Annotated in this window: 26 protein-coding genes; 14 read left to right on the top strand and 12 right to left on the bottom strand. The window is 68.7% G+C overall.

Annotated elements, in window-relative coordinates; all coding sequences use genetic code 11:
• Positions 1-103 precede the first annotated feature (103 nt).
• The 5 genes from ACXC9Q_RS30650 to ACXC9Q_RS30630 all read left to right on the top strand — a co-directional run bounded on the left by ACXC9Q_RS30650 (position 104) and on the right by ACXC9Q_RS30630 (position 6,319).
• A complete protein-coding gene (locus tag ACXC9Q_RS30650; RefSeq protein WP_457060107.1) occupies positions 104-463 on the top strand; it encodes a cytochrome ubiquinol oxidase subunit I in 360 nt (119 codons plus the stop codon).
• On the top strand, positions 460-1,500 hold the full coding sequence (locus ACXC9Q_RS30645; RefSeq protein ID WP_457060106.1) for a cytochrome d ubiquinol oxidase subunit II: 1,041 nt from the start codon (positions 460-462) through the stop codon (positions 1,498-1,500). The genes ACXC9Q_RS30650 and ACXC9Q_RS30645 overlap by 4 nt, the downstream gene beginning before the upstream one ends.
• A gap of 63 nt (positions 1,501-1,563) precedes the next feature.
• Positions 1,564-3,423: a glycoside hydrolase family 15 protein gene (locus ACXC9Q_RS30640; RefSeq protein WP_457060105.1), complete on the top strand. Its 1,860-nt coding sequence runs from the start codon at positions 1,564-1,566 to the stop codon at positions 3,421-3,423.
• The gene (locus ACXC9Q_RS30635; protein ID WP_457060104.1) at positions 3,420-4,754 is read left to right on the top strand and encodes an NAD(P)/FAD-dependent oxidoreductase; all 1,335 of its coding nucleotides are present in this window, start codon (positions 3,420-3,422) and stop codon (positions 4,752-4,754) included. Before ACXC9Q_RS30640 ends, ACXC9Q_RS30635 begins: the two co-directional genes overlap by 4 nt.
• Before the next feature lie 11 nt (positions 4,755-4,765).
• On the top strand, positions 4,766-6,319 hold the full coding sequence (locus ACXC9Q_RS30630) for a GMC oxidoreductase (RefSeq protein WP_457060103.1): 1,554 nt from the start codon (positions 4,766-4,768) through the stop codon (positions 6,317-6,319).
• 3 nt (positions 6,320-6,322) lie between these two features.
• Here ACXC9Q_RS30630 and ACXC9Q_RS30625 read toward each other — a convergent pair whose 3' ends face one another.
• From ACXC9Q_RS30625 to ACXC9Q_RS30615, 3 genes are all read right to left on the bottom strand, one after another.
• Positions 6,323-8,437, bottom strand: coding sequence for an AAA family ATPase (locus ACXC9Q_RS30625; protein WP_457060102.1), 2,115 nt, complete (start codon positions 8,435-8,437; stop codon positions 6,323-6,325).
• A 187-nt stretch (positions 8,438-8,624) separates the two neighbouring features.
• The gene (zwf, locus tag ACXC9Q_RS30620; RefSeq protein WP_457060101.1) at positions 8,625-10,034 is read right to left on the bottom strand and encodes a glucose-6-phosphate dehydrogenase; all 1,410 of its coding nucleotides are present in this window, start codon (positions 10,032-10,034) and stop codon (positions 8,625-8,627) included.
• Between the two features lie 150 nt (positions 10,035-10,184).
• On the bottom strand, positions 10,185-10,928 hold the full coding sequence (locus ACXC9Q_RS30615) for a GntR family transcriptional regulator (RefSeq protein WP_457060100.1): 744 nt from the start codon (positions 10,926-10,928) through the stop codon (positions 10,185-10,187).
• 227 nt (positions 10,929-11,155) lie between these two features.
• On the opposite strand from ACXC9Q_RS30615, the gene ACXC9Q_RS30610 reads away from it, so the two are divergent.
• Positions 11,156-11,923: an alpha/beta fold hydrolase gene (locus ACXC9Q_RS30610; RefSeq protein ID WP_457060099.1), complete on the top strand. Its 768-nt coding sequence runs from the start codon at positions 11,156-11,158 to the stop codon at positions 11,921-11,923.
• Positions 11,924-11,952: 29 nt separating this feature from the next.
• On the opposite strand, the gene dnaN is transcribed toward ACXC9Q_RS30610, so the two are convergent.
• Positions 11,953-13,086 (bottom strand): DNA polymerase III subunit beta, encoded by a 1,134-nt coding sequence (dnaN, locus tag ACXC9Q_RS30605; protein WP_457060098.1) that lies wholly within the window; start codon positions 13,084-13,086, stop codon positions 11,953-11,955.
• 29 nt (positions 13,087-13,115) lie between these two features.
• Complete coding sequence (locus tag ACXC9Q_RS30600; protein ID WP_457060097.1) at positions 13,116-13,718, bottom strand: AAA family ATPase; 603 nt, start codon at positions 13,716-13,718, stop codon at positions 13,116-13,118.
• 106 nt (positions 13,719-13,824) lie between these two features.
• Between ACXC9Q_RS30600 and ACXC9Q_RS30595 the strand changes: the two genes are divergently transcribed.
• The 6 genes from ACXC9Q_RS30595 to ACXC9Q_RS30570 all read left to right on the top strand — a co-directional run bounded on the left by ACXC9Q_RS30595 (position 13,825) and on the right by ACXC9Q_RS30570 (position 18,065).
• Positions 13,825-14,463: a muconolactone Delta-isomerase family protein gene (locus ACXC9Q_RS30595; protein ID WP_457060096.1), complete on the top strand. Its 639-nt coding sequence runs from the start codon at positions 13,825-13,827 to the stop codon at positions 14,461-14,463.
• A 265-nt stretch (positions 14,464-14,728) separates the two neighbouring features.
• On the top strand, positions 14,729-15,163 hold the full coding sequence (locus ACXC9Q_RS30590; RefSeq protein ID WP_457060095.1) for a VOC family protein: 435 nt from the start codon (positions 14,729-14,731) through the stop codon (positions 15,161-15,163).
• 71 nt (positions 15,164-15,234) lie between these two features.
• On the top strand, positions 15,235-15,942 hold the full coding sequence (locus ACXC9Q_RS30585; protein ID WP_457060094.1) for a phosphatase PAP2 family protein: 708 nt from the start codon (positions 15,235-15,237) through the stop codon (positions 15,940-15,942).
• Entirely contained in the window at positions 15,879-16,583 is a 705-nt protein-coding gene (locus tag ACXC9Q_RS30580) for a phosphatase PAP2 family protein (RefSeq protein WP_457060093.1), read from the top strand. The genes ACXC9Q_RS30585 and ACXC9Q_RS30580 overlap by 64 nt, the downstream gene beginning before the upstream one ends.
• A 119-nt stretch (positions 16,584-16,702) precedes the next feature.
• Complete coding sequence (locus tag ACXC9Q_RS30575) at positions 16,703-17,563, top strand: alpha/beta fold hydrolase (RefSeq protein ID WP_457060092.1); 861 nt, start codon at positions 16,703-16,705, stop codon at positions 17,561-17,563.
• 121 nt (positions 17,564-17,684) lie between these two features.
• Entirely contained in the window at positions 17,685-18,065 is a 381-nt protein-coding gene (locus ACXC9Q_RS30570) for a RidA family protein (RefSeq protein WP_457060091.1), read from the top strand.
• Positions 18,066-18,116: 51 nt separating this feature from the next.
• Here ACXC9Q_RS30570 and ACXC9Q_RS30565 read toward each other — a convergent pair whose 3' ends face one another.
• The 7 genes from ACXC9Q_RS30565 to ACXC9Q_RS30535 all read right to left on the bottom strand — a co-directional run bounded on the left by ACXC9Q_RS30565 (position 18,117) and on the right by ACXC9Q_RS30535 (position 23,623).
• Positions 18,117-18,863 (bottom strand): ParA family protein, encoded by a 747-nt coding sequence (locus tag ACXC9Q_RS30565; protein WP_457060090.1) that lies wholly within the window; start codon positions 18,861-18,863, stop codon positions 18,117-18,119.
• Positions 18,860-20,365, bottom strand: coding sequence for a CHAD domain-containing protein (locus ACXC9Q_RS30560; RefSeq protein WP_457060089.1), 1,506 nt, complete (start codon positions 20,363-20,365; stop codon positions 18,860-18,862). Before ACXC9Q_RS30560 ends, ACXC9Q_RS30565 begins: the two co-directional genes overlap by 4 nt.
• A 185-nt stretch (positions 20,366-20,550) precedes the next feature.
• A complete protein-coding gene (locus tag ACXC9Q_RS30555) occupies positions 20,551-21,225 on the bottom strand; it encodes an HAD family hydrolase (RefSeq protein ID WP_457060088.1) in 675 nt (224 codons plus the stop codon).
• 166 nt (positions 21,226-21,391) lie between these two features.
• Positions 21,392-21,856, bottom strand: coding sequence for a hypothetical protein (locus ACXC9Q_RS30550; RefSeq protein WP_457060087.1), 465 nt, complete (start codon positions 21,854-21,856; stop codon positions 21,392-21,394).
• Positions 21,857-22,044: 188 nt separating this feature from the next.
• Positions 22,045-22,506 carry a hypothetical protein gene (locus tag ACXC9Q_RS30545; RefSeq protein WP_457060086.1) on the bottom strand — a complete coding sequence of 154 codons (462 nt, stop codon included), beginning with the start codon at positions 22,504-22,506 and terminating at the stop codon, positions 22,045-22,047.
• Positions 22,503-23,198: a TetR/AcrR family transcriptional regulator gene (locus tag ACXC9Q_RS30540; protein ID WP_457060085.1), complete on the bottom strand. Its 696-nt coding sequence runs from the start codon at positions 23,196-23,198 to the stop codon at positions 22,503-22,505. The genes ACXC9Q_RS30545 and ACXC9Q_RS30540 overlap by 4 nt, the downstream gene beginning before the upstream one ends.
• Entirely contained in the window at positions 23,195-23,623 is a 429-nt protein-coding gene (locus ACXC9Q_RS30535; RefSeq protein WP_457060084.1) for an ester cyclase, read from the bottom strand. Before ACXC9Q_RS30535 ends, ACXC9Q_RS30540 begins: the two co-directional genes overlap by 4 nt.
• A 117-nt stretch (positions 23,624-23,740) precedes the next feature.
• Between ACXC9Q_RS30535 and ACXC9Q_RS30530 the strand changes: the two genes are divergently transcribed.
• Both ACXC9Q_RS30530 and ACXC9Q_RS30525 read left to right on the top strand, forming a co-directional pair.
• Positions 23,741-23,962, top strand: coding sequence for a hypothetical protein (locus ACXC9Q_RS30530; RefSeq protein ID WP_457060083.1), 222 nt, complete (start codon positions 23,741-23,743; stop codon positions 23,960-23,962).
• 12 nt (positions 23,963-23,974) lie between these two features.
• Entirely contained in the window at positions 23,975-24,421 is a 447-nt protein-coding gene (locus tag ACXC9Q_RS30525) for an ATP-dependent DNA ligase (protein WP_457060082.1), read from the top strand.
• Positions 24,422-24,509 lie beyond the last annotated feature (88 nt).

The following is a 24,509-nucleotide window of genomic DNA, read 5'->3' as shown; positions in this document are numbered from 1 at the left end:
CACAGCCTGGGCCCACCGCACCCAAACCACCGCAGCTTGACACCCCTAACAGCAGGGGTGTCTGTCGGTGTGGTACGGCGTGACGTGGCTCTTCCGCCGGCGGATGCCCAGGAGCAGGTGGTTCCTGCGCGCCGCCGCGTGCACCGGCGTGCTCGCGGTGATCACGATGGAGGCGGGCTGGATCGTCACCGAGGTCGGCCGGCAACCTTGGATCGTCTACAACCAAATGAAGGTGGAGGAGGCGGCCACCGCCAACACCGGCGTCTGGATCACGTTCATCGCCGTCTTCCTCCTCTACACCGCGCTCGGCGTCACGACGATCCTGGTGCTGCGGGGAATGAGCCGGCGCTTCCGCCGGTCGGGCGGTTTCATCGACAGCGACACGCCCTACGGCCCCGCGCCGGAGGCTGCCGTGGAGGAGGGCCGGCAGGAGACCGAGGCGGTCGAGGAGCGAGCACCGTGAGTACGGCGATCGCAATCGTGCTGATGCTCGCCCTGGCGGCGTACGCCGTGTTCGGCGGAGCGGACTTCGGCGCCGGGTTCTGGGACCTGACCGCGGGCGGACCCGAGCGCGGCGCGGAACCGCGCGCGGTGATCGAGCGGTCGATCGGTCCGGTGTGGGAGGCGAACCACGTCTGGCTGATCTTCATCTTCGTCGTCACCTGGACCGCCTTCCCGGCGGCGTACGAGTCGATCGCGCTGACCTTGTTCGTCCCGCTCACCCTGGCCGCGCTCGGGATCGTCCTGCGCGGTGCGAGTTTCGCTTTCCGCAAGGTGGTGGTGACGCTGCGGTTCCGGCGGGTCTTCGGCGGGGCGTTCGCGTTGTCGTCGGTCCTCGTCCCGTTCTGCATGGGTGCGATCGCGGGTGGCATCGCATCGGGGCACGTGCCGTCGGGTGGCAAGGCCGGCGACCCGGTGGACAGCTGGCTGAATCCGACGTCGGTGGTGACCGGGGTGCTCGGGGTGGTGGTGGCGGCGTACCTGGCGGCGGTGTACCTCGTGTGGGACGCGCGGCATTTCCGCCAGTTCTCGATGGCCGAATACTTCCGCCGCCGGGCCGTGGTGAGCGCCGTCGCCGCGGCAGTGGTCGCGGTGGTCGGCCTGTTCGTCCTGAAGGCCGATGCACCGCACGTCTTCGACGGCCTGACGTCGAGAGCACTCCCGACCGCGATCCTCAGTGTGGTCTGCGGATTCGGTGCCCTGGTGCTGTTGATGCGGTACGCCGCTCGCGGTGCGCGGGTTCTCGCCATCCTGGCGGTTGCCTTGATCATCGTCAGTTGGGGCATCGCCCAGTGGCCGTACATCCTGCCGGAGAGCTTGACCGTCTCGGCGGCCGCCGCACCCGAGGGCACCTTGGTGACGTTGCTCGTGGCGGTCGGGCTGGCACTGGTGATCGTGGTGCCTGGTTTCGTCCTGCTCTACGTGCTCGAGCAGCGTGCGCTGCTCCGCGAGGAGGAGACCGAGGACGCCGGCGACAGCACAATCATCACTGGCGGGTGATTGCCGTTCGGGGCGACCGGCCGATGGTGGAGGTAGGCCCGCCACTGTGAAGGAGCCCTCGCCATGACCTCGACCTCACCGTTCCCGCCGATCGCGGACTACGCCTTTTTGTCGAACTGCCACACCGGTGCCCTGGTCGCCCCGGACGGATCGGTCGACTGGCTCTGCGTGCCTGCGTTCGACGCGCCGAGCGCATTCGGCAACCTGCTGGACCGCGGTGCCGGGTCGTTCCGGTTCGGTCCGTACGGGATCAACCAGCCGACCGCCCGGATGTACGTTCCGGGCACCAACGTCATGACGACCACCTGGCACACCCCGGCCGGCTGGCTGCTCGTCCACGACGCGCTGACGATGGGTCCGTCGAAAGGCCCCGACACCGTCACCCCGCACACCCGGCCGCCGGCCGACGACGACGCCGACCACATGCTGATCCGGACCATCGAGTGCCTCGAGGGCTCGGTCGAGGTCGAACTCGTCTGTGAGCCCGCCTTCGACTACGGCCGGGTCCCGGCCGAGTGGACGATGGTCGGCGAGGACGCGCACGCGGCGGACGCGACCGGGGCCGGCCAGACCTTCCGGCTCTGCACCGACATGCTGATCGGTATCGAGGGTGGCTCCGCCCGCGCCCGGCACGTCCTCTCCAAGGGAGAGAAGGCGTACTGCGCGCTCTCGTGGGCCGACGGACTGGCGACACCGGCGGACCTGGCCGACGCGGAGGCACGCGTCAACGCGACGATCCGGTTCTGGCGGAACTGGCTGGCCAGGGCCCGGATCCCCGACCATCGGTACCGGCATCCGCTGGAACGCTCGGCGCTGACCATCAAGGGTCTGACGTACATGCCGACCGGAGCGACGATCGCCGCGCTCACCACGTCGTTGCCGGAGACGCCGGGTGGCGAACGCAACTGGGACTACCGCTACACCTGGATGCGGGACAGCACGTTCACCCTGCAGGCGCTGCACTACCTGAATCTGGACTGGGAGGCCAACGAGTTCATGCAGTTCGTCGCCGACCTGGAGCCGAACTCGGACGGTGGGCTGCAGATCATGTACGGCATCGACGGCCGCCGCGACCTGGCCGAGTCGACCCGCGACGACCTCACCGGCTACGAGGGCGCCAGCCCGGTGCGGATCGGCAACGGCGCCTACAACCAACGGCAGAACGACGTGTTCGGGGCGGTGCTGGACTCGGTGCTCCTGCATACGATCCGGAGCAAGCGGCTGCCGCGCCGGCTGTGGCCGCTGGTCCAATCGCAGGCAGAGTGCGCGATCGCGCACTGGCGCGATCCGGACCAGGGAATCTGGGAGGCCCGCGGCAATCCTCAGCACTACGTCTCCTCGAAGCTGATGGGCTGGGTGGCCCTGGACCGCGCGGCCAGACTGGCCCGGATTCGCAACGAGGAGGACCTCGCCGACCTGTGGACGAAGACGGCTGAGGAGATCCGCGAGGACATCCTCGAGCACGGAGTGAGCGACCGCGGCGTCCTGCGACAGCACTACGAGACCGACGCGCTGGACGCGTCGACCCTGCTGGCTCCGCTGTTCGGCTTCCTGCCGGCCGGCGACGAACGGATGCGGGCGACCGTCGAGGCGATCGACAACGAGCTGACCGAGAACGGGTTCGTGCTGCGCTACAAGACCGACGAGACCGACGACGGTCTGTCCGGCAAGGAGGGCACGTTCCTGATCTGCTCGTTCTGGCTGGTCTCGGCGCTCGCGATGGTCGGTGAGACCGACCGGGCCCGGAGTCAGTTGGAACGGCTGCTGCGGATCGAGTCGAAGCTCGGCCTGTACGCCGAGGAGTACGAGGTGGACCGGGCCCGGCACCTGGGCAACTTCCCGCAGGCGTTCTCGCACCTCGCCCTGATCGGGGCGGCCGGCCGCATCGTCCTGGCCGATCTCCGGGAGGAGTTGTCACTGTGACCGAGCAGACGGAGAGCCCGCACGTCGTCGTACTCGGCGGCGGGTTGGCGGGCGTCGCGTGCGCACACGGCCTCGGGGACGAAGGGGTCCGGGTCACGCTGGTCGACCGCAACGACTACCTCCAGTTCCAGCCGTTGCTCTACCAGGTCGCCACGTCGCAGCTGCCGGCCGAGGACATCGCCCGGCCGCACCGGACCATCTTCCGCGAGCACCCGACGGTCCAGGTCCAGACCGCCGATGTCGCTGAGATCGACGCCGGGAACCTCGCTCTGACGCTGTCCGACGGCGATCGGATCACGGGCTCGCACCTGGTCATCGCGGCCGGCGCGCGACCGGAGTACTTCGGGGTTCCAGGCGCGGCGGAGCACGCGTTCCCCCTGTACTCCGTCGCTGACGCGGAGCGGTTGCGGCGGCACCTGCGGTCCGCGATCCACGCCGGTTCCGCAGCGGAGCCGCAGGACGAAGGCATCCTCGATGTCGTTGTGGTCGGCGGCGGTCCGACCGGGGTCGAAATCGCCGGCGCGCTCACCGAGCTGATGACCGCGCTGGTCGCTACGGAACTGATCGCCAAGCCTGGGACGATCACTCTGGTCGACCGCGGCAGCGCCCTGCTCGCACCGTTCTCCCGCAAGTCGCACAAGTACGCGCACAAGCGGCTCACCGAACAGGGCGCCGATCCGCGACTGGGGACGGGAGTAGCCGCTGTGCACGCGGACCGGGTCGAGCTCGACGACGGTTCGTCGATCCCGACCCGGACGGTCATCTGGGGCGGCGGCGAGGCGGCCGCTTCCGTGGTGGGCAGCACGGCGGGGCTGACCACCGGCCGTGGCGGGCGCATCGACGTACGGCCGGACCTGACGGTGGACGGGCATCCGCACGTCTACGCGGTCGGCGACGTCGCGAACATCCCCGCGAAGGACGGCAAAATCCTGCCGCAGCTGGGCTCGGTCGCGCAGCAGTCCGGTGCGTTGGCCGCTGCCAACATCCTGCGTGAGCTGCACGGCGAGAAGGCCGAGCCGTTCCGCTACAAGGACAAGGGGATCATGGCGATGATCGGCCGGAACGCGGCCGTCGCCGAGGTCGGCAAGCATCGGCACCAGGTGGAGGGCCCGGTCGCCTTCGCGGCCTGGCTCGGGGTGCACGCGCTACTGCTCAGCGGCGCGCACAGCAGGACCGACGCGTTCCTGACCTGGGCCTGGGACTACTTCGACCGCGACCACGCGGCAACCGTCGAGTGGTCCTCGAAGGCGCAGCGGATCGCCTGGGGTGACGAGTCCGCCGACGTCCCGCACATCCGCGTCGACTCGGCGAAGCCGGGCGACGGCAACTGAGGAGGGACAGCATGGCCGAGCAGTACGACGTCGTCATCGTCGGATCGGGAGCGGGTGGCGGCACCCTCCTGCACAGGCTCGCGCCGTCTGGACGGCGGATTCTGATGCTGGAGCGGGGTGACTGGCTCCCGCGCGAGGCCGAGAACTGGGACGCCGAGGCCGTGTTCGTCGACAACCGTTACGTCTCGCCGGACCAGTGGTACGACGGCGACGGCAAACCGTTCCAGCCGCAGGTGCACTACTTCGTCGGTGGCGCGACCAAGTTCTACGGCGCGGCGCTGTACCGGCTGCGCGAGCGCGACTTCGCCGAGCTCAAGCACCACGGGGGAATCTCGCCGGCCTGGCCGATCGCCTACGACGTGATGGAGCCGTACTACACCCAGGCCGAACAGCTCTACCAGGTCCACGGTGCCCGGGGCGAGGATCCGACGGACCCGCCCGCGTCAGCGCCGTACCCGTATCCACCGGTCTCGCACGAGCCGCGGATCCAGAAGCTGTTCGACGACATGGCCGCGGTCGGCCTGCACCCCTTCCACGCGCCGTGCGGGGTGATGCTCGACGAGAGCCGGCCCGCATTCAGCGCGTGCATCCGGTGCGCGACCTGCGACGGGTTCCCGTGCCTGGTCCACGCGAAGGCGGACGCGGACGTCATCGCCGTCCGGCCCGCGATCGAGCACGACAACGTGACGCTGCTGCGGAATACCCTCGTACGGCGCCTCGAGACCGACCCGACCGGCCGCACCGTGACGGCGGTCGTCGCCGAGGTGGACGGCGAGGAGCAACGATTCGCCGGCGACATCGTCGTACTGTCGGCCGGTGCGGTGAACTCGGCCAAGATCCTGCTCGCGAGTGCCAATGACCGGCATCCGCAGGGGCTTGCCAACGGGTCCGACCAGGTCGGGCGCAACTTCGTCTTCCACAACAGCCGTGCCTTCCTGGCGATCTCGACCGAGAAGAACGACACCCGGTTCCAGAAGACGCTCGGGATGAACGACTACTACTTCGGCGACGCCGACTTCGACTACCCCATGGGCAACCTGCAGATGGTGGGCAAGTCGTCGGCACCGATGTACCGCGGTGAGAAGCCGGTCGAGACCCTGCTGGCGCCGACGTTCGCGCTGCGCGACGTCGCCGAGCATGCCGTCGACTTCTGGCTGTCGGCCGAGGACCTGCCGGATCCGGAGAACCGGGTGACGCTCGACCGCGACGGCAACGTGGTGCTGGCGCACACGCCGAACAACGGCGAGCCGATGGAGCAGTTGTACAAGCGAGTCAAGAAGAACCTGGGCAAGCTGGGCATGCACCCGCACCACCTGATCCCGCGCAGCATCTACATGAAGAACGACATCCCGGTCGCGGGGTGCGCACACCAGGCCGGCACCGTCCGGTTCGGGCAGGATTCGGCGACGTCTGTGCTGGACAGCGACTGCAAGGCGCACGAGCTCGACAACCTCTATGTCGTCGACACCAGCTTCTTCCCGAGCATCGGCGCGGTGAACCCGGCGCTGACCGCGATGGCGAACGCGCTGCGGGTCGGTGACCACTTGCTGGAGCGCCTTGGCTAGACCTCAGCGTGGCATGCCGACCTCTGCCATGATCTCGACCGCCTGTCCACGAGAGGAGGCGCCGAGCTTGCGGTAGACCGACTGCACCTGCGACTTGACGGTGTGCCGCGAGACGTACAGCCGCTCGGCGATCTGCGGGAACGACAGGTGGGTCGGCAGCAATCGGACCAGTCGCAGTTCGGCCGTGGTCAGCGAGGAGATCCCGGCGGCCGCGGCCACGGTGATCTGGTCGACGCGGGTGCGCAGTCGCCCGACGGCCGCCGGCAAGGTGCCGAGGTCGGGCCGGCGGCGCAGGATGGTGTCGGCCTGTTCGAGGACGGCATGAGCGCCGGCCGGGTCGACGAGGGCCATGTACGTCCGGGCGAGTTCGAGCAGGGTCTGGACCGACACGCTCGGGAGGGCGTAGGTCAGCAGCGGTCGTAGCTCGGCGGCACGGCGGACGAACTGGCGGGACTCGCGCATCTCGCCGCGGCGGGCGGCAGCGTGCGCGGCGGCCGCGTAGACCAAGGCACTGGTCCAGTAGGCCTCGAAGTGTCCGGTGTCGACGAGTTCGACGGCGCGCTTGATCATCGCGTCGGCAGCGGCTGGCTCGCCCCGCTCTGCCGCGATCAGGGACTGCTCGGCCAGGACCAGGGCCGCCAGCGGAGTGATGCCGAAGCCGGTCGCCACGTCGTACGCGTGGTTGAACCCGGCGTCGGCGCGCTCGAGGTCTCCCTCGAGCAACCAGGACATCGCCTCCGACTGCAGCATCGTCGCACGGAACGGGCTGGCCGGGCTGAGGCCGTCGAGGGCCAGCTCGCTGTCCGCACGCATCGCCGCGGGTCCCTGCCGACAGAGGTTGGCCCGCAGGTACGCCAGGGTCGCCGCGACGGTGGTGCCGTCCGGCAGCGTGCCGCTGACGGGGAGACTCTCGGCGACACCGACCCAGCGCTCAGCCTCACGCGGCCTGCCGAGCAGGGCGAAGATCAACGCGCCGTGCGCCGCGACCGCGGCGTGGTGCGGTAGTCGCGGGCGGGCGTCGAGGAGTTCCATCCAGCTGCGCACGGTCTCGACCCGGCCGCTGGCCCAGACCGGTTGCATGAGTTCGAGGACGAGCCGCGCGACCCGTTCGGTGTCACCGGCCGCGTCGGCGTGATCGACGGCGGCTTCGGCCATCCCGTTCGCCTCGTACCAGTCGGCGGCGCGGGCACGGAGCTCGCTGCCGAGGTCGGGATCGCCGCGCCGGAGCTCGGCCTGCAGGAACTCGCGCAGCAGATGGTGATACCGGTACCACTCGCCGCGTCGGTCGAGGGGGACGACCAGCAGGTTGTGGCGTTCGAGGTCCTCGAGCATGCGGGCCGACTGCTTCCCGCCGACGACGGCGTCGCACAGCGGCCCGCTCATCCGGTCGAGAATCGACGTACGGACGAGGAAGTCCGCCTGGGCGGGGGAAAGCCGAGCCAGCAGTTCGGAGCGCAGGTAGTCGTCGACCAGGCGGTCGTCGCCGCTGAAGCTGAAGCCGGTCGCCGGCGAGCCGGACTGGATCGCCAGAGCGGCGAGATACAGACCGGCCGGCCAGCCCTCGGTACGCCGTACCAGCTCGTCGACCTCAGCGGGGGACACCTCGGCGTCGGCCAGGCGCAGTAGCGCGGCCGCTTCGGCGTGATCCATCGCGAGGTCGTCGACGCCGACCTCGACGATCCGGCGGTCGACCCGCAACCGGGACATGGGGAGCGGCACGGCATCCCGCGACGCGACGGCCAGCCGCCAGCCGGCCGGTACCCGGAACGCGAACTCGGCGATCGACGTCGAGCAGTCGGGACTGGTGATCTCCTCGACGTGGTCGAGCACGACCAGCACCGGCGAGCGCAACGCGCTGATCGACTCGACCAGCCTGGGTACGACGTCCACGCCGCCACCGGATGCGGCCAGCACAGTGCGCGCTTCCTCGCCGACCGGCTCGATCTGGTCGAGGGCGTCGAGAATGCCCGTCCACAAGGCGACCGGGTCGTTGTCGGAGCGTTCGCACGACACCCGGGCCACCCGCGACCCGAACCGCTCGATCCATTGGGCCAGCACTGTCGTCTTGCCGTAGCCAGGTGGCGCCACCACGGCGACCACCGGCTCGTGCGATTCCATCAAGCGACTGATAACTGCGGTCCGTGCAACCAGGCGCTCACGCCCACCACGGACTCCGGACCCCCCAGGCGTCACTGTCAGTGGTGCAACGGGAACGGAGGCTGCACCCGAACCAGTGTCCGGCCCCTGCACAGGGCCGACAATACGCCAGCCGGTTGAACGCGCGAGGGGTCCCGCTCGGACGGCGTCAGCTCGGAATCCAGGGCTTGCGCCAACCGCCGAAGCCGGCCGGTACTTCGTCGGCCGCGGCCGGCCCCCAGGTCCCGGGCTGATAGGTGTGGATCGGCGTCGGTGCGTCGGCCAGCGGTTGCATCACCCGCCACTGTTCCTCGACGGCGTCCTGGCGCGTGAACCGGGTGCTCTGCCCGGTCATCGCCGCATGCAGCAGCACCTCGTACGGCGTGGGACCCTCGCCGCCCTCCTGCCCGAACTCCATGTCCAGCTCGATCGGCGCGATCCGGCTCGTGTCCGCACGGTGCGCGTCCACCCGGATCCGGACCCCGGTCGTCGGGTCGAGCTTGATCACCAGCTGGTTCGGCTCGGCGATGTGCCCGCGGGGTCCGAAGCCCAGCCGCGGCGGCCGTTTGAAGACCAGCCGGAGCTCGGTCTGGGTCACCGGCAGCCGTTTCCCGGTGCGGATGAAGAACGGCACACCGGCCCAGCGCCAGTTCTCGATGTCGAGCCGGAGCGCGGCGTACGTCTCAGTGGTGGAACCCTTCGCGACCCCGTCGATGGCGAGGTAGCCGTCGTACTGGCCGCGGACGTAGTGGGCCGGATCGGCCTCCTCGATCGCGCGGAACAGGGCGACCTGCGAGTCCTTCAGTGTGGTCGGATCGCCGCGCGACGGTGGCTCCATCGCGGCCGCTGCGACCACCTGCATCAGGTGATTGACCACCACGTCGCGCACCGCCCCGACCGGGTCGTAGAAGTGGCCGCGATCCTCGACACCGAAGCTCTCCGCCATGGTGATCTGGACACAGTCCAGGTAGTTGCGGCTCCACAGCGGCTCGAGCACGGCGTTCGCGAACCGCAGGTACAGGATCTCCTCCAGCCCCATCTTTCCGAGGTAGTGGTCGATCCGGTACAGCTGTGACTCGTCGATGTACTGGTGCAGTTGTTCGGCCAGGTCGTGAGCCGACTGCTGGTCGTGGCCGAACGGTTTCTCGACCACGACCCGGGCGCCAGTTGTCAGCCCGGCCTCGGACAGTCCCTGCACCACCCGGCCGAACAGGAAGGGCGGGATCTCGAGATAGAAGACCGGTGTCTTGGCACCCTTGATCGCCTGACCGACCCGCTCGTAGACGGACGCGTCGGTGAAGTCGCCACTGACGTACGACAGCCGGTCCGCGAAGCGGTCGAAGATGGCCTTGTCGACGGTGACGCCGGTGCCCTCGATCGACGTCCTGGCCCGGTCGACCAGTTGGTCGAGGGTCCAGTCGTCGGCCGCCACTCCGACGATCGGGCAGTCGAGCAGACCGCGCGCCTCCAGTTGGTAGAGCGAGCGGAACGTCATCACCTTGGCCAGATCACCGGTGATCCCGAAGATCACCAGCACGTCCGCGGCCGGCGCCTGCGAACCCGTCGGCGTCAGTGTCATGCCGGCCTCCTTCGATGCCCGGGAGATCAACCTGCGGTCACGGTCATCCTCATCCGCCGTCCGGGCGAGCGGCATCCTCCCAGACGGGTGATTCGGCGTCCTGCGGCCGTTCCGGAGTCGACGGCTGTCGTGAAGGTGGCGTGGGGTGGGTCAGTTCACCGTACGGCGGCGTTTGCGGGGAGCGGCCGGGTCGGGTGTTTCGATCGGCTCGGACGCCGCCTGGAGGTCGTGGTAGGCCTTGCGGGTGTGTTCGGTGTGCTCGCGCATGATCTGGGCCGACTTGTCCTCGTCGCCCTCGCTGATCGCCTTGACCAGGCGGTTGTGCTCGCGCCAGGAGGCGGCGCCGCGGACGGGTGCGACCGGCGTGTAGTACCAGCGGACGCGGCGATCCACCTGGGCCGCGAAGTCGACCAGGAACCGGTTGCCGGACATCTGGGTGATCAGGCCGTGCAGTTCGCCGTTCGTCCGCACCGTGGCGTCGATGTCGCCGGCCTCCTGGTACGCCGTGCCGACCTTGCAGAGCTCGCGGAGCTTCGCCACGTCGTCCTTGGTCGCGTGCCTGGCCGCGAGCCGCGCCGACTCCGACTCCAGCGCCGCGCGGGCCGCGAGCAGCTGGTCGACCTCGTCCTCGGCGGGCACGTGCACCATCGCGCCGAAGCCCGGCCGCAGATCCACCCAGCCCTCGTTGCTGAGTCGCTGCAGGGCCTCGCGCACCGGCTGCCGGGAGACGCCCAGCATGCCGGCCAGCTCGACCTCGACGAGGTGCCGGCCGCGCTCGAGCGTACCGTCGATGATCATCTCGGTCAGGGCCTCGTACACGGACTCGCGCAACGGCGTCGGCCGCTTGACGTGCCGCACACCGGCCGGTTCGGCCCCTGTGCCGATCGTGGTCATGAGGTCCTTCCCGACACAACTGGGGAACAGCACGGCACTTGGTAGACAGTCTACCAAGTGCCATCCTTTGGCCGGCGCCTTCGGCGCCCCACCTGTAGTGAGCCGCGCGGGATGCCGATAGGGCTCGGCGGTGTCGGTAGTGTCGTGTGATGTGGATCACAGAAGGTCCGTTTCCCGTGGATCCCGTTCGACGGATAGGTAGGGAACACCGAGAGAAGGGTGTGGTGATGGAGAAGGTCACCTCGAAGGACGGCACCGAGATCGCGTACGACACCTACGGGAGCGGGCCGGGTCTCGTGCTGGTGGCCGGCGGTTTCACCGAGCGCTCGCGGTACGCGGCCGACGCCGAGGCGCTGGCGTCGGCGTTCACCGTGGTGAACTACGACCGGCGTGGTCGCGGCGACTCCGGCGACACGCTGCCGTACGCGGTCGAGCGTGAGTGGGAGGACCTCGATGCGGTGCGCTCGGCGACGGGGGCCCGGTTCGCCTCCGCGTACTCGTCCGGGTCGATGGTGCTGTTCCAGGCCGGACTGCCGTTCGAGAAGCTGGCGGTGATGGAGCCGCCGTTCCGGGTCGAAGGAGCACCGGAACCACCGGAGCGGTACGTCGAGAGGTTGGAGGAGTTCGTCGCGGCCGGGAACCCCGGTGGCGCGGCCGAGTTGTTCATGGTCGAGGCGGTCGGACAGCCGAAGCAGGTGGTCGACCAGATCCGGGAGACGCCGATGTGGGCCGGGATGGAGGCCATCGCCCACACGCTCGTGTACGACGCCCTGCAGTTGCGGGACAGCGCCGTACCGCTCGAGCTGCTGGCGTCGATCGACGTGCCGACGCTGGCGCTGTACAGCAACGCCAGCCCGGCGTGGATGCAGGAGTCGGCCAAGCAGACCGCGGCGGCGCTGCCGCACGGGAAGGCGGAGGGGTACGACGGAACCTTCCACACGCTCCCGCCGGAAACAATCGCGAGGGCTCTGACGGACTACTTCCTGACTACGTGACCATGGTCGGAGCCCGGGGCAGTTCGACGTCAGCTTGGTAGTCGCATGGGCATCAGGATGTACGCCGAGTCCGCGGACGGAGTCTCGTCGGGGGAGCGGAGACCGGTGAGGTTCGCCGGTTTGGTCGGCTGGGTGAAGGCGAAGTGCGCGATCGGCGCACCGAGCGACGCGAGCCCGTCGAGCAGGTAGCCCGCGTTGAATCCGGCCACCACCGGCTCACCGGTGAGCGTCGCCTCGACCGACTCCGAAGCCTGCGCCTCCTCGCCGCTGCCCGCGTCCAGCGCCGCCATGCCATCCGCGAACATGATCCGCACCGGCGCTGTCCGTTCAGCCACCAAGGCGACCCGTTTGACTGCTTCGAGCAGCGCCGCAGTGTCCACGGTCACTGTGCTGGCGATCGCACTCTCCGCTGGGATCAGACTGCGGACCTTCGGGAAGTCGCCGTCGATCAGCCGGCTCGTCGCCCGCCGGCCGCCGCCCGCGAACCCGATCAACCCGTCCCCTGTGCGGGTTGAACCGAGCGCGAGCGTGAGGTCGTGACCGGCCATCGCCTTGGCCACGTCGGAGAGCAGCTTCGCCGGAACCAGCGCGTTGGCCTCACGGTCCGGATCGACCGGCTCCCACGGGAACGTCCGTACGGCGAGGCGGTAGCGGTCGGTCGCGAGCAGAGAGATGCTCGCGCCGCGGATCTCCAGCCGGATCCCGGTGAACACCGGCAGCGTGTCATCCCGGCCGGCCGCACTCACCACCTGCGCGACGGCCCGGGCGAACACGTCCCCATCGACCACGCCGCTCGCCGCGGGCAGCTCAGGCAGCGCCGGATACTCGTCCAGCGGCAACGTGTGCAGCACGAACCGGGACGTCCCGCTGCTGACCTGGACCTGAGCCGCTTCGCCGCTCAGATCCACCGTGTCCCTGGGCATGCTCCGGCAGATGTCCGACAGCAGCCGGCCGGACACCAGGACCCGCCCCTCGTCGGCCACCTCCGCCCGCACACTGACCTGCCCGGAACTCTCGTAGTCGAACCCGGACAACGTCACCTGACCGTCCGCCGCCTCGACGACCATCCCGGCCAGGATCGGCACACTCGGCCGGCTCGGCAGCCCTTTGGCCACCCACCCCACCGCCTCGGCCAGCACCTCACGCCCAACCCGAACCTTCATCCGCACTCCTCCCCATCTCGTCCCCCGACTCAATCAGCCGCCACCGACACTTTTGCTGCGAAGGTGATCGAGCCGAGATCGTTCGCCTGCCGCCGATCGAGCACAACCGCCGAGGCAGCCCCCGGTACGACGTGACTGGGGTCGTCAACCGCCTTCGCGAGAAGCTCGGGCCATCGGCGGCAGTGGGTGGCCATACTGCCTGCGCGTACCACGCGGCCACGGGTCCACTGGCCGTCGCGTGCCACGTCACCCGGTACGTCGAGCAGGACCAGGTGCAACGGCCGTCCGGCCTGTTTGGCTCGCCATCCGATCAACTGCCGAACCCACGGCCGCGTGGCGCAGTCGTGCACCACCATGGGGCCTTTGTGTCGACCCATCGCCGTCAGGACGAGCACGTAGTACGTGAGATGGAGTAGTGGCCTCCACCATGCATAGGGGAGTACGCCGAGCACCGGCATCCAGCGGGCTCTGAGCCGCTCAGAGTCGAAGACGCGCACGCCGCCGTACTCACCGCCCACCGGATAGAGGCGTCGGAGCAGAGTGGACTTGCCGGCTCCCGGGATCCCGGCCAGCACCACCAAAGCCTGCGCGGGGTACTGCAACTCCTGCACCCTGTGAGCGATCCCCAGCATCAGCGTCCTCTCGTCGGAACTTTCGTTCGTCAACGCAGGTGAGACGCACACCGTTCCGCGAACGAGTCGCAGAACGGCTGAGAACTGCCTAGGAATTTGCTGAGAGGTGGAGAATCGATCCGTCGCGGCGAACGCTCAGGAGGCCGACATGCAGTACCTGGTCACGATGACCACGCAGGTTCCCGCCGGAGTCTCGGAAGCAGAGGTCGACGAGGTCCGCGCCCGTGAGTCCGTCCGGTCCGGCGAGCTGATCGCCGCCGGTCACCTGCTCCGTCTGTGGCGTCCACCCCTCCAGCCTGGCGAGTGGCGCACTCTCGGCCTCTTCGAGGCGGCGGACGAGGTCCAGCTGGAGGAAGTGCTGGCGTCCATGCCCTTGCGGATCTGGCGCCACGACGAGGTCACGCCGCTCACACCGCACTCGAACGACCCGGCGTCCCCGACTCCGCTCCACCTGGACTGGACCGAGTACTTCACAACCTTCACCCTGACAATCCCGGAGGGCGCGGACTCCGAGGCGAGGCTGGAGGCCGAGGCGAGCAGTACCCGCAGACTCGCTGCCGAGGGCAAGCTCGTTCGCCTCTGGCGTCTTCCCTCCGGACAGGCCCTCGGCCTCTGGCAGTCCGACGACGCCGAGGAGCTCCAGAAGGTCCTCGACACCCTCCCACTGGCTGAGTGGCTGCAGACCGACCTGGTCCCCCTCACCACCCACCCGAGCGACCCGGCCCACGCCACATCAGCCGCCTGACAAAGGCGCCCCGGCAGCGCTCGAACCGCGACCAACGGATGTGAAGGCGAGCTGTACGGCGCTAGCCGGCGTGCGGAGGTTGCCAACCGGTTTCAGCGGCCCACCGCTCAGCGGCTGCCATCAGTACGTCGCTCGCCGGGTCCTTCATCGTCTCCGTCTCGCGCCGAACCGCCCCGCCGCATGCTACGAGCCACCGGCAGCCGGCGCGACGAAATGTCCCCGGTCCCGTGGAGACGACGAAAGACCCCGCCTCTATGGTGAACCGATGGTGTCGGTCAAGCAGTTCCAAGTCACGTTCGACTGTGCGGAACCTGAGCGGGTCGCTCGTTTCTGGTGCGAGGTGTTGGGGTACGTCGTACCGCCGCCACCGGAGGGGTTTGCGACGTGGGACGAGTTCGATCGCGCGCAGCCGCCTGAGCGTCAGGGTTCGGCGTTCGCATGCATTGATCCCACCGGTGTGGGCCCGCGACTGTTCTTCCAGCGCGTTCCCGAAGGCAAGGTCGTCAAGAACCGGGTGCATCTCGACGTGCGGGTCGGCACCGGGCTCGTGGGTGAAGAGCGCCTGGCCGTTCTCGAGGCCGAATGCGTACGACTGGTCGCGCTCGGCGCAGTACGCGGGCTACTACTGCGGGCCGATGGCGTCAACGAGTCGTGCCAGAACATGCAGGACATCGAGGGCAACGAGTTCTGTCTCGACTGAGTCGCGCGAACCTGGCACCTGCGCAAGTAGACGGGCAGTCAGAGTCCTGACTCGGTGGGTACAGGTTGGTTATGACGACGCGGCGGGCAGGTGTGATTGCGGTCGTCCGGACGCGGAGCTGGCGGTTGCTCCGTGGTGTCTTGGCGATGCTCGTGTTCGCGCTGCCTGTAGTGCTCCTCGGGCTGGCGGTGCGACAGCAGTTCGATCCGCTGATCAGGGCCGACGAGGCGGCCATCCGGGCGGCCACCGGGTTCAGCGTTCGTCATGGGCTGATACCTGCGCTGACCGTGATCCAGGTCGTCAGCCAGCCGATCTTCGTCTACCTCGCGGCGACCGTGGTGGTGGTCTGGACCTGGAGGTCCAAGAAGCTCAAGGGGCGGGCGTTGTGGGCCTTCGTCACGATGATGGTCGGCTGGGGAATCGGCGGGATCGCCAAGCCCATCGCCCAGCGCGCCCGGCCGGTCGTCAGCGATTCGGTGCCGCATGCGCAGGGCTACTCGTTCCCCTCCGGCCATGCCCTGAACATCACCTTGGCGGCCGGCGTCCTGGTCTTCCTGCTCTGGCCGCTGCTGTCCGCCACCCAGCGCCGCATCGCCGTCGCGCTCGCGATCGTGGTGCCGGTGATCGTCGGTCTGGACCGGCTCTTCATCGGCGCGCATTTCCCGTCCGACATTTTCGCCGGGCACGTACTCGGTCTGGGCATTATGTTCGCTTCATGGATCGGATTCATCGGCAAGACGGCATCGACCTCCTCACCAGGACCGTCGCACCCGGCGTAGCCCTCGGTGGTCTCATCATCGGCATCGGGCTCGCACTGAAGGGACCACTCGACGGGATCTCCCACGCCGAAGAGGCGGTCAACAAGGATCTTGCCGCCGACCGGACCGGAACCTGGAACACGATCACCGCGGTGTGGTCGCAGATCGGCAACACCGCGGGCGTGATCGCGGTCTGCATCGTCGTCTCGTCCCTGCTGCTGTGGCGGACCCGGGACCTGCCCCTGGCGCTCGTCGCACCGGTGGCGATCGCCTTGCAGGGGCTGAACTTCCTGATCGCGGCACGAGTCGTGGACCGCGATCGCCCGCAGGTGGACAAGCTCGACGCGTCACCACCGACCGCGAGCTACCCCAGTGGGCACGTCGGTGCGTCGACCGGCCTGTACTTCGCGTTCGCGCTGCTCGCGCTGGGCATCGAACGTGCATGGCTGCGGTGGACGACGGTGATCCTCTGCCTCGCGATGCCCATGCTCGTGGCGTTCTCGCGGCTCTACCGCGGGATGCATCACGTCACAGACGTCGGCGCGGGGATGATCAACGGCGCCATCTGCGCCCTGCTCGCGTACGGCTGGTACCGCCACTGCGCGAGTCGGCGACGCAGCGCTGCGCCGCGGCCCGCGACTGCCACCCACCGCCCCCGCTGAGCCGTGTACTCAGCGTCATACCGAGTGCCTCGACCATGCGGACTCGATGTGGACCCGGCACCACGTGGCGCGGATAGCTCCAGCCAGATCGGGTATTGGCCCATCTAGGAGGAGGCCGGATGCCGAGCGTGAAACATCGAACGATGGACGTAGACGGTGTGCGAGTCTTCTACCGAGAGGCAGGGCCGCCTGATGCGCCAGTGGTGCTCCTGCCGCATGGTTATCCGTCGTCGTCTTTTCAGTACAGAGCCTTGATGCCGGCGCTGGCGGACAAGTGGCGGTTGATTGCTCCGGACTTCCCCGGCTTCGGCTACAGCGAAGCGCCTGGCACGTTCGAATACAGCTTCGGCGGCTACGCGGACCTGCTCGACAAGTTCGTCAGGAAACTTGGGGTGGAGCGGTTCGCTCTCTACCTGTTCGACTACGGATCGCAGGTTGGGTTCCAGTTGGCGATGAAGGATCCCCGCCGGATCTCGGCGCTGATCATCCAGAACGGTGACGCGTACGAGGAGACCCTCGGGCCGAAGTACGCACCGTTGAAGGCGTATTGGCAGTCGCCGACCCAGGCGCGCCGGGCCGAGCTTGCGAGAGCCGTAAGTGCGGAGGGGCTGCGCGAGGAGGTGCTCGGTGAGGTCCCGCCGGAGACGGCCGAGCGGATCAGTCCGGACCTGTGGCAGTTGTCCTGGCCGCTGATGGAGCCGAACCGCGAGATCATGGTCGGCTTCTTCCTGGAGATCTTGTCGAGCGTGCGGCGCTACCCGGAGTACCAGGCGTTTCTCCGCGAGCATCAACCCCCGACGCTGATCGTCTGGGGTCCGGAGGATGGCTACATGCCGGCTGAATCAGCGCGCGCCTACCTGGCTGACCTGCCCAAGGCCGAGCTGCACCTGCTCCAGGGCGGCGGCCACTGGCTGCTCGAGAGCCACCTGGACGAGGTGGTCGCCCTGATCCGGCCGTTCCTGGAGCGCTCGCTGAGCTAGAGGTCGGCAACGAGCACGGGCTCGTCGCGGTAGTCGTCAGGAGCGACCCGTACTGCGCGGGTGGCGCCAGCCGGGTCAAGACCCTCCCGCACGGAATGCGGGAGAAACAGAGAGGACCGTCATGGCACGGCAGATCATCACGACCGCGAACGCGCCGAGTTCGCCGCTCTACAGCCAGGGAGTCAAGGCTGGACCCCACGTGCTCGTGTCGGGCATCGTCGGCATCGATCCGAGCACCGGCAGCCTCGCCGGAAACACCATCCAAGTTCAGACCAGACAGGCACTGACGAATTGCGTTGCCATCCTCCAGGCCGGCGGCGCCAGCCTGGACGACGTCATCGAGGTCGGCGTACTGCTCACAGACCCTGCCGACTTCGCCGGCCTGAACGAGGAATACGCGCGGTGGTTCCCGTCCGATCCGCCGACTCGCTACGTCGCCAAGCTCGGCGTCGAACTGCCCGGGCTGCTCGTCTCGATCCGGATGACCGCCTTCGTCGAGTAACGCCGCTCCCAGACGGGGCCGGGTCAGGCCGTCACGGCGGCGCCAGTTCGGTCATAGCTTCGCATGGAGCCGGGCTTCGTCCCACAGGCTGCGGTAGGCGACCGACGCCGGTGAGGTGCGGGCCCACGCCACCACGGGGGCGCGGCGTACGCCCATCTGCTCGACGACCGAGGCCATCGGAATCACGGTGCTCGCAACGTCCTGGTGTTCCTTCGGGAGTTGCTCGGACAGGTCGCGGTGCAGCCGGCGACGGCGGTCGACCATGGACAGGAACGCGAGCAGGTCCGGCGCGGGCCCCTTGGCCTCGGCGATGAACGACCGCAGCTGGTCGAGCGTGCGCACCGACAGGGGAGCGGGCACCAGCGGAGCGAGGACCAGGTCCGCGGCGCGCACGATGCCCTCGGACACGAGCGACACGCTCGGCGCACAGTCGAGTACGACGGCGTCGTACTCGTCGGCCATGCTGTCGAGGAGCCGACCGAGGCGGCGGGTCGGCCTCTTCTGCGCGTCCAGCAGCAGATCGAGGTTGCGGTAGGAGAAGTCCGACGGCAGCACGTCGAGGTTGTCGAAGTCACTCGCTTTGACGGCGTCGCGGAGGTCACGCTTGCCGGAGACGAGCGCCTCGCCGCCGCCCTTGACCTTGGGCCGGATCCGGAACAGGTACGTCGCACCGCCCTGCGGATCCAGGTCCCACAACAGGACCCGGTGTCCGCTCTCGGCGGCCAGCCAGGCCACGTTCGCCGCCGCGGTCGTCTTCCCGACACCGCCCTTGATGCTGTACGACGCGACGATCCTCATCGGCTGGTCACCATCCTTGCGTAGAGACGCTGGTTGTGTTTCCGGTTGAACCGATGCCAGCTGTCCGCCACCTCGGCACGCGCGGCGTCCTGACGAAGGCGCAGGTGGTGCTCGAGGCGACCCATCGCCATCAGCGTCGCCGGGGGCGTCCCGGCCTGGGCGAGTTCGACGGCGTACTGGTGGACGCTGATGCGTTGGGCCTCGGCGTCCTGGAACTCGCCGAGGATGTCCTGCAGGAGCTTGAGCTCACTCACGGCCTCGCTGCGGGCGTCGGCGCCGTACAAGCTGCCGAAGAACTCGAGCAGGTAGCGCAGCTCCTTGCAGCGCTTGCGCAGGTCGTGCACGGATTCCGCCGGAGACGCGTCGGTGATGGCGTCGCCGCGCTTGGCGACTCGCTTCCAGGCGCGGCTCAGCAGTTCGTCGGCGACCTCGATCACCGGGCGCTCGACAGGCCCAGCGACCGTCAGCTCGCGTTGCCAGCCGTCGAGCAGCGCGGCGAATCGCTCGGACCGCAGTGCGCGGTTGAGTACGGCGTGCGCGCGTGTGCAGTGCCGCGTGAGCTGCCCGCGGAACGGCTCGAGCTCGCCGGCTGCGTTGACGTGGCTGACCAGGTCGTCGAAGCCGAGCAGGTACACGTCGAGATCACGGCTCAACGAGGTCTGATCGGCGAGCCACTTGAGCTCGACGGCGTACCTCGCCCGGATGTCCTCGTCGATCGTTCCGTGCGCGAACTTCAGCACGGCTCGGGTACGGCGCACCGTGACACGCAGATTGTGGAGGAACTCGGTGTCCACTTGGCGGAGCGTGCCCTCGACGTTGTCGACGACGATCTCTCGTAGTTGCGTGAGCGTGCCGGCGAACGCCTGGGTGGCCGGGATCGGCGGGGTGAACTCCAGGTCGGGCTTCGACCGGAAGCTGCGCGGATGGAGACCGGCGGCCCGGACGACCGACTCGAAGAGCGGCTCCTTGGCCGGCCCGAACCCCGGGATGGCGTCCAGCGTCCGGCACACCTTGGCCGCGTCCTTGTCGTAGCCGCGGAGAGACTCGATCCTGGCCCGCACGCCGACAGACGCGCCGTCCCGGACCGTTGTGGGACCTTCGACGACGATCCGGGCGACGGTCTTCTCCTCGGGGCCGAGCACGGACAGCACCTGAACAGGACCGCTCGCGACCACGCGCGGCAGGAGCGCCCGCACACCGATCAGTTCGAGGACGCGGTCTCGCGTCGAACCGTCCGGAAGGGAGTGCGCGGTGACCGCTGTCCGGCCGGTCGGCTGTCGGGAGATCCGCTGCCCTTCGAGGTCGCTCAGCACGAGCCACGACTCGCGGTTCCGCACGTGGTGCTCGAGCAGCAGCCCTGCCCGGAACAGCCGCCAGTCATGCGTATCGAACCAGACTCTGCGCTCGGTGTGGTGGACGTCGACGCGCACCGGCAACGCGTCGCTCAGCACTTCGACGCACGACGGGCCGACCGCCTCGTCGACCACGAACTCAGCCGTCACCCTCGGCTCCCGGAACGCGACGTGAACGATGAATGAACCCAGACTTGTGTCAGTCCAGTGAACTACGGCATGCCCTGGTCGCGCTGCGGGCGCGCGGACTATCGGTGCCGATATTCGGCCGGCAGGGCCCGTCGGCCTCCCTGCGGCTCGGCGAGCTCGAACCACTTCTCGCAGTGGCGGGGCATCTAGCTTCGATCGGACAGCGACGTCACCAGTGGCGGGGTGATGTCGTCGAGCGAGTGCACGACCATGGATGCGAGGCCGAGTGCATCCTTGTCGGGCGGAAAGGCCTTGGTGGGAACTGCGATGACGCGCAATCCCGCCCGGGCAGCCGACCGCAGTCCGTTGCTCGAGTCCTCGATGGCAACCGCCTGCTGTGCGTCCACGCCCAACCGCCGTACCACCTCCTCGTAGACCGCAGGCGACGGCTTGCCGGCCCGGACTTCCTCGGTGGACACGGTGACACGGAACTTGCTGGCCAGGTTCGCTGACTCGAGAACCGCGTCGATCAGCTGCCGCGGTGACGACGACGCCAATCCCAGCGGCCAGTGGCCTGCGAGTCGGTGGACGACCTCGACGGCGCCAGGCAGCAGCGGCAGCCGTGACCGGTATCGGCTCGCCATACGGTCGATGACTTGGGCCGCCACGTCGTGCGGCCGGCCAGGTACTCCGATGACCTCCGTCAGGTAGGCCGCCCACTCTGGCGTGCTCATACCCTGCAACGCCCGGGTCGCGCCGTCGGGCCAAGGCCGGCCGGCTTCGACGGCGACCCCGCGACGGACCTCGTCCCACTGCTGCTCGGAGTCCACCAGAACACCGTCAAGGTCAAAGACGACCGCCTGCACCTCGCGCTCCGCCATTGCCCTCCCTGGGTCTCCCCGTACAGGTTATGCGCGGCCGAGGCGCTCGTGACCGAGTTGCCGTTCCCGTTCGCCCGCATCGAGTAACCGACAACACCGAGGTCGACGATGCCCGGCCGGCGCGAAACGAATCACCGCGCCAGGATCTCCGTCGTCGGTGTGTCGGTCAGCCGTTGATGTAGAACTCTTTCCCGTAGTGGTAAGACCCCGGGAGCGGGCCCAGCCAGATGTCGATATAGATCCAGGCATCGTATGGGAGGTCGTGGGAGCCGCCATCCGACTGCTGGGCATGGACGCATGTTCCGTTCCCGCCCGAGGCGGTCAGGGTGTAGCGGGTGTTGTATTGACCGGACGAACTATGGGTGGCGACGTTCATCCTGGGCGCCAATCCGTCGGCTGCCGTGTCGCACAGATAGAACAGGTCGCCGTCTTCCTGGATGCACACCGTGCCCCCGTTTGCAGAGTCTGTGGTGGTCCAGACGTGGTCCCATATCCCGGCGCCGTGGCAGGGGGCCGCTGCCGCCGACGCCGCCGACGGGGCAGCAGACGCTGTGGGCGCCACAGCGAACACTGCGACACATGTCATCAGCGCGGTCGCGACCGCACCGAACTTCCTCGACAGCGACTTCATGGATGCATCTTCCTAACACGATTGAGTGAGTTGTTATCACCGAATCTAACGGAATGACCGAGGCGCTGACCTCAGACTTCTGCCAGCGGCAGAATCGTCTGTGCTGGTCCGAGAACCGACAAGCCGTCCATGCCGAAGCCGACCCGCGACCGCCCATGGTCGCCGAAGCTGTGCAGTGTCATGTACGGCTATCGAGTGAGGACAGCCGTGAGCAATCCGGCCAGGGCGAGGGATTGCAGGGCGGCCCGGGTCCAGATGACGCTGTCCCAGCGTTGTTGCAGGGCCCGGGTGTCGGGTGGCACGGTGTGGTTGGCCGCGGCCGCGCGGAGCTGCTTGTTGATCGGCGCGCTGATGCGGCTGTAGATCGCGAGCCAGGCCAGCAGCGCGGCCAGTGCGATCCCGCTGCCTATGCGTGCGGCGTTGTGGCTGGTTGCGGTGACGAGTGCGGTGGCGATGACCGAGATCGCGCCGGGGGCCGGCAGACGGCGGTCGCCGTACTCGTGGACCCGGCCGAGCAGGTCGGCCACGGAGGCGTCGGCGGCACCGACGGCAGCGGGGCGCAGGACGAGCGCGGCGAAGATGTCCGTGCCGTAGATGATGCCGGTGGTGGCGATGGCGACGAGCGCGGCGGCGGTGGCTAGGGTGCTCACGGCTGGTTCTTTCTGGTCGATCGTGTGGAGCGCCGACGTGGCGTTGGTGCGGGGAGGGCGCGGGCGAGGCAGTCGGTCAGGGCGTCGTCGAGTAGGGCGTGCAGTGCGTCGGGATCGACGTCGACGCGGCCGACGACCCGCAGCGCGATCAGCCCGTGGGCTGTTGCCCACAGTTGCAGGACGTGCCGCTCGGGCTGCGGGTCTCCGGCGGCGGTGAGTAGTGCGGTGAGGACATCGCCGATGGCCTGTCCGTCGGTCCATGTGTCGGTGGCGGGGACGCGGATGCCGCCCAGGCCGTACATGAGTTGGTACAGGTCGGGTTCGGTCAGGGCGAAGTCGAGGTAGGCGTGTCCGGCCCGCCGAACGGCGGCCGCCTCGGTATCGGATGCGCGGTCGGCGGACGCCGGCGTCGGCGGCTGGCTCGCGGTGGCCATCGCGTCGCGTAGGCGAACGAAGCCATCGCGGACCAGGGCGAGCAGGATGTCGTCGCGGCCCGTGAAGTAGCGGTAGGCGAAGTTGGCCGAGTACTCGATCTCCTCGGCGAGGCGTCGCATGGTGACGGCGTCCCAGCCCTCGCGCCGTGCCAGTTCGCGGGCGGCGGACAGGATCGAGTCGCGGGCGGCGGCGCGTTCCCGTTCGCGGCGCTGCCGTGCCCGGGTCGGCGCGGGATCGCCGGGCGTGTCGGCTGTCACTGGTTGCCGGCCGTGTCGGCGGTGCCGCTGAGTTGGGCGAAGAATGCCTGTCCGTCCAGCTGGTCCCAGTGCTCCACCGCCATACCGTCGACGACGCGCCAGATGTCGATGGAGTGCATCGCGACCCGGCGGCCGGTCGGTGGTATCCCCAGGAAGGACCCCTGGAACGTGGCGTGGTAGGTGAATCGACCGGCAACGCGGTCCCCGTCGACCAGGACATCGTCGAGGCTGACCTCCGTGTCCGGGAACGCCGCGAACCACAGCCCCCAGAACGCCCGGTTCGCTTCGCGTCCGTCGTCGACGAACGCGTTGTGGTTGATGTAGTCAGCCGCGACGAAGCCGTCGACCGCGTCCGGGTCGTGGCCGTTCATCAGGTCAGCGAACGCATGGGCCACGGTGGCAAATCGGCGCTGGGTGGTGCTCATGTTCATGACTCTCCCTCAGTCGGATGGTTACATCGTAACCACAGTGTACGGCGTAACCAAAACAGCCAACGCAGTGAAGAGTTCAGCCAACTAGTCGCTGCCCCATCGTTCGGCGCGGTGACCAAGCGAGGCCGTGGTCCAGGTCAGCGCAGAGACTTCACCGATCGGTTCCCCGACGTCGTGGCCGCCGGCGCACGGCAACTGCCCGACGGCGTCGTACTGGATGGCGAGCTCGTGATCCTCGTCGACGGCCGGCTCAGCTTCGACGCGTTGCAGCGCAGGTTGGTCACCGCGCCGTCGAAGGCGCGGCGCCTGGTCGAATCCATCCCGGCGTCGTAAGCGGCGTTCGATGTGCTCGCGGTCGGCGGCGTCGACCTGCGCACCCAGCGCTGGTCTGTACGCCGTACCCGGTTGGAGCAGCTGGCGGCCAGTTGGTCCGCGCCGCTGCAGGTGTCACCGATGACCGCCGACGTCAGCGAGGCGCGTGAATGGTTGGAGATCCTGCCCGAGGCGATGGGTGTGGAGGGCCTGGTCGTGAAGGGTGCCGGCCTGCGGTATGTCGGCGGCCGGCGCGAGTGGCTGAAGGTCAAGCACCGCGACACCGTCGAGGTGATTGCCGGCCGCTACACCGCGACCAGCGAGCTTGTCATGGTCGGACGCACCGTGGTCCTCACGGCGGCACAGCCGGCCGAGCTTGCCGCCGTACTGTCGCCGGCCCGTCGCGACCATCCGTGGCCGGACGAGATCAGCTCGCAGCGCCGCCCCGGCCCGGACACGCCAATCAACCCGATCGGGTGAATCCCGCGCGCCGGCCGGGCAGCGCCGGTCAGCCGTCCGGGTCGGTCCGGGAGATCGCCGGCGCCCGCCGCGCGGAGCGGTACGGCCA

The sequence above is a fragment of the Kribbella sp. CWNU-51 genome (genome assembly GCF_054073265.1).
The sequence above is the reverse complement of the archived record's forward strand: the minus strand, read 5'-3'. Positions and strand labels throughout refer to the sequence as shown.